Below are 4,191 nucleotides of genomic sequence, written 5' to 3'. Positions count from 1 at the left end.
TTTGCGAAATCACTGACTCTACCCTAGCAAAATCAACGGCTTACGACGAAATCGGCCGTTTCACTGTTCAACTCGGGTCATGACAAGTCTGATCGATGAATTGAATACAACAAATCAGGGTCAAAAATAAATCTGGGCACCCTGACGCCGCAAGCTACCTCGCGGCCACCCTGCCATCGATTACCGACAGGACATCGGATGATGTTTTGTTGTTTGGCCGCTTGCTTTTAATTACGGAAGCCGATTCCGGCAACGGCACAAGCAGCCTTGCGTTGCCGATATCTTCTCTTCTTGCCGGCACCAGCGCCGAAACTTCGCGCTTTTCAGTGCGATCCAGCAGGAAAACCTCGCCGACCCGATAGGGATGGCTGGCGTTCCTGATTTCCATCGAGATCTGGTTGCAGTTGTTCAGATCCCAGAACGTCAGCCACACGCCGGTCGGCAAGGTCACGATTTCAATAAGCTGAACACAAATCATCCGACAATCTCCAATTCTCAAATCAATACATCAGCCACGAATCTTCCTGTTCATGCCACCCGCTAACGATGCCAAATTTTGCCTGTCCTGACAAGATGTTGTCACGCGAACGTGCGCTCATTGCAAGGTTTCGCGCTCCGCCAGCGCCCGCTTGACCGCCAGGACGTCGCGCCACGCCAGCCGCTTCTGCAAGGGCTGGCGCAGCAGATAGGCCGGGTGCAGCGTCGCCATCGCCCGGATATCGCGATCGCCCGCGCGGTAGGTGAGCCAGCGGCCGCGGGTCTTGAGGATGCCGTCCCTGGTGCCGGTCAGGCTCGACGCCGCGAAGCCGCCGAGGAACACCAGCACGTCGGGATCGACCAGCTCGATCTGGCGGGTGATGAAGGGCAGGCAGATCGCGCTCTCCTGCGGCGTCGGCGTGCGGTTGCCGGGCGGCCGCCACGGCACGATGTTGGCAATGTAGACCTTGGTGCGGTCCAGCCCGATCGCCGCCAGCATGCGGTCGAGCAACTGGCCGGCGCGGCCGACGAACGGCTTGCCCTGGCGGTCCTCCTCCGCCCCCGGCGCCTCGCCGACCAGCATCAGCCTCGCGTCCGGCGCGCCGTCGGCGAACACCAGCCGCGAGGCGGTGGTCTTGAGCGCGCAGCCGTCGAACCGCTCCAGGATCGCCCGCAACTCGTCGAGCGAGGCGGCCTCGCGCGCCGCTTGGCGGGCCGCCATCACCGCCGCCTCCGGCGGCAGCGGGGCGGGGGCGGCGGCCGGCTCGTCAACGGGGGCGGTGCGGCGCGGCGGCGGCGCGGTGGGAAAGCGGTGCGGGCCGTCCGGGCCCGGCCTGGCGGCGGCAGGCAGGTCTGGCGGCGGGAGCGGCGAGCGGCGCTCCGCCTCGCGGGCGGCCTCGGCGAAGCGGTCGCGCGGCGCGTCGCCGAGCGCCACGTCGATGCCGGCCCCGGCGTAGAAGGCCAGGAGGTCGGCGAGCGCGGTGCGGAGGTCGGGGGCGGTCATCGGCGCCATCCTAGCAGCCAGCCCCGGCACTCCGGCAAGGCCCGGCGCACCCGCCGAAGAAACGCCTGAAGGGATGCTCAGGCGCGGGGCGGCCGATAGTCATGGGGATCGAGACATGCGTCGTAGAATGTCTGATCCATCCTGATCCACTGTGTTTTCGCGATGCCTCTGCTGGAAGACGCATTGGGTCCGGCGGGAAATGCACAGGCAATCGTTATCCAGCGCTTCTGCTCGGCAGCGATTTCCTTCACCTCGTGCGCAACCTCCGCCAAGTCCTGATCCTGACTGTATATGACGGCGACGTCGAACTCGCGCTTGCGGGTCCGTGCAACGAGGTCGAGCGCCAATCTGACGTCGATTCCTTTTTCCTGTGGCGTCGTAATTGTTCTCTCTTCGCCGTTAGGATCGATGATCGTTTGCCGATGGTATCGAATTTGTCGGGTTGTGACGAAAACACCTGCCCGCTTGAGTGCAAGAATGCGCTTTGACCAGTATGCGCTCCACATCGGACTTTCTTTGGCGCCCGGCACCCCCGTGTAGAAGCACACGAGGGTCGGGATCCACCCGTTTGCGGCACACACTGCCGCGTGAAGCTTCACTGGGTCATAATTCGGATGGTGGTGGCCGAACGCATCTTTGGCATGCCGAAAGAGGTTCTGGCCGTCTATGAAGGCCATCGCATAGAGCTTGGTCGGCTCGTCACACATCATCGGCTCAAACAAAAACCCCGTCGGGGACCGTTTCCGGCCAAGTCCGACGGGGAGCTAATCTTTGATATTTAACGCCGGAAGCCGGGGATCTGTCAACAGTCCTGAACCTTTCGTCGGCATTGTCAACGCCAGTGAGTCGTGAAATGACCATAATGAAAAAGACTTAATGTAGGAGGGAGCGACCAATGAGCGAGGCTGAACTGCCGCCGCGCGAGCGCATGGATTTCGACGTGGTGGTGGTCGGCGCGGGCCCGGCCGGGCTTGCCGCCGCCATCCGCCTCAAGCAGATCGCCCCCGACCTCGCGGTCGTGGTGGTCGAGAAGGGCTCGGAGGTCGGCGCCCATATTTTGTCGGGCGCGGTGGTCGACCCGTCGCCCCTCGATGCGCTGCTGCCCGGCTGGCGCGGCGAGGACACGCCGTTCAAGACCGCGGTCACCGACGACCGCTTCTACTACGCCACCCAGCGCGGCGGCGTGCGCCTGCCCAACTGGCTGATGCCGCCCTTGATGTCCAACCATGGCTGCTACATCGTCTCGCTCGGCAATGTCTGCCGCTGGCTGGCGGCCAAGGCCGAGGCGCTGGGCGTCGAGATCTATCCCGGCTTCGCCGCCGCCGAGGTGCTCTATGACGAGGCCGGCGCCGTCATCGGCATCGCCACCGGCGACATGGGCGTCGCCCGCGATGGCCACCACAAGGACAGCTTCACCCGCGGCATGGAGCTGGCCGGCAAGTACGTGCTGTTCGCCGAGGGCGCGCGCGGCCAGCTCACCCGCCAGCTCGTCGCCCGCTTCAAGCTCGACGCCGGCCGCTCGCCGCAGAAATACGGCATCGGCCTGAAGGAGCTGTGGCAGGTGGCGCCGGAGAAGTCCAAGCCCGGCCTCGCCCAGCACTCGTTCGGCTGGCCGCTCGACGACGCCACCGGCGGCGGCTCGTTCCTCTACCACATGGAGGACAACCAGGTGGCGGTCGGCTTCGTGGTGCATCTCGACTACGAGAACCCGACGCTGTCGCCGTTCGACGAGTTCCAGCGCTTCAAGCACCATCCGCTGGTCGCCGACACCTTCGCCGGCGCCAAGCGCCTTGCCTATGGCGCGCGCGCCATCAGCGAGGGCGGCTGGCAGTCGGTGCCGAAGCTGGTGTTCCCCGGCGGCGCGCTGATCGGCGACGCCGCGGGCTTCCTCAACGTGCCGCGCATCAAGGGCACCCACAACGCCTTCGCCTCCGGCATGCTGGCGGCCGAGCAGGCCGCCACCGCCATCGGCGCCGGCCGCGCGGGCGACGAGCTTGCGGCCTATGACGAAGGCTGGCGCGGCAGCAGCATCGGCGCCGACCTCAAGCCGGTGCGCAACGTCAAGCCGCTGTGGGCGCGCCACGGCCTCAAGCTCGGCGTGGCGCTGGCCGGGCTCGACATGTGGACCAACCGCTTCGGCTTCTCGCTGTTCGGCACGCTCAAGCACGAGAAGCCCGACCACGCCACGCTGAAGCGGCTCGACGAGGTGACGCCGATCGCCTATCCGCGCCCGGACGGCAAGCTGTCGTTCGACAAGTTGTCCTCGGTGTTCCTGTCCAACACCAATCACGAGGAGGACCAGCCGGTCCATCTCACCTTGAAGGACGCGGCGGTGCCGATCGCCCACAATCTGCCGCTCTATGGCGAGCCGGCGCGGCTCTACTGCCCCGCCGGGGTCTATGAGGTGGTCTATGGCGACGAGGCCACGCAGAGCGATCCGCGCTTCGTGATCAACGCCCAGAACTGCGTCCACTGCAAGACCTGCGACATCAAGGATCCGACGCAGAACATCGTGTGGGTGGCGCCCGAGGGCGGCGGCGGACCGAACTATCCGAACATGTGAGGGATCTCGGGCGGGCTGGGTTCGAGACTCGAGATTCGGGCTTCGGCTGCTTGTTTCGTGCCCCCCACCCCCAGGGTTATCGCATATAAGCAAAGAGTTCGAAGAAGAACTCTTTGCTCCAAAGCGCGAGGTTCATTTTTCTCGATAC

The 4,191-nt window shown here is 65.0% G+C and carries 4 protein-coding genes; 1 reads left to right on the top strand and 3 read right to left on the bottom strand.

All coding sequences use genetic code 11. The features are described from left to right. Positions 1-154: 154 nt before the first annotated feature. The 3 genes from F1193_RS16805 to F1193_RS16795 all read right to left on the bottom strand — a co-directional run bounded on the left by F1193_RS16805 (position 155) and on the right by F1193_RS16795 (position 2,187). Positions 155-478 carry a hypothetical protein gene (locus tag F1193_RS16805; protein WP_150098939.1) on the bottom strand — a complete coding sequence of 108 codons (324 nt, stop codon included), beginning with the start codon at positions 476-478 and terminating at the stop codon, positions 155-157. A 117-nt stretch (positions 479-595) separates the two neighbouring features. Continuing rightward, entirely contained in the window at positions 596-1,489 is an 894-nt protein-coding gene (locus tag F1193_RS16800) for a uracil-DNA glycosylase (RefSeq protein WP_150098938.1), read from the bottom strand. 68 nt (positions 1,490-1,557) lie between these two features. Beyond that, positions 1,558-2,187 (bottom strand): NYN domain-containing protein, encoded by a 630-nt coding sequence (locus tag F1193_RS16795; RefSeq protein ID WP_170263740.1) that lies wholly within the window; start codon positions 2,185-2,187, stop codon positions 1,558-1,560. Between the two features lie 188 nt (positions 2,188-2,375). Here F1193_RS16795 and F1193_RS16790 point away from each other — a divergent pair, with 188 nt between their 5' ends. Next, positions 2,376-4,043, top strand: coding sequence for an electron transfer flavoprotein-ubiquinone oxidoreductase (locus tag F1193_RS16790; RefSeq protein ID WP_150098936.1), 1,668 nt, complete (start codon positions 2,376-2,378; stop codon positions 4,041-4,043). Positions 4,044-4,191 lie beyond the last annotated feature (148 nt).

It is taken from the genome of Blastochloris sulfoviridis, from assembly GCF_008630065.1.
Lineage (GTDB): Bacteria > Pseudomonadota > Alphaproteobacteria > Rhizobiales > Xanthobacteraceae > Blastochloris > Blastochloris sulfoviridis.
Note: the sequence above shows the minus strand (reverse complement) of the source record. Positions and strands in the feature narration are given on the sequence as shown.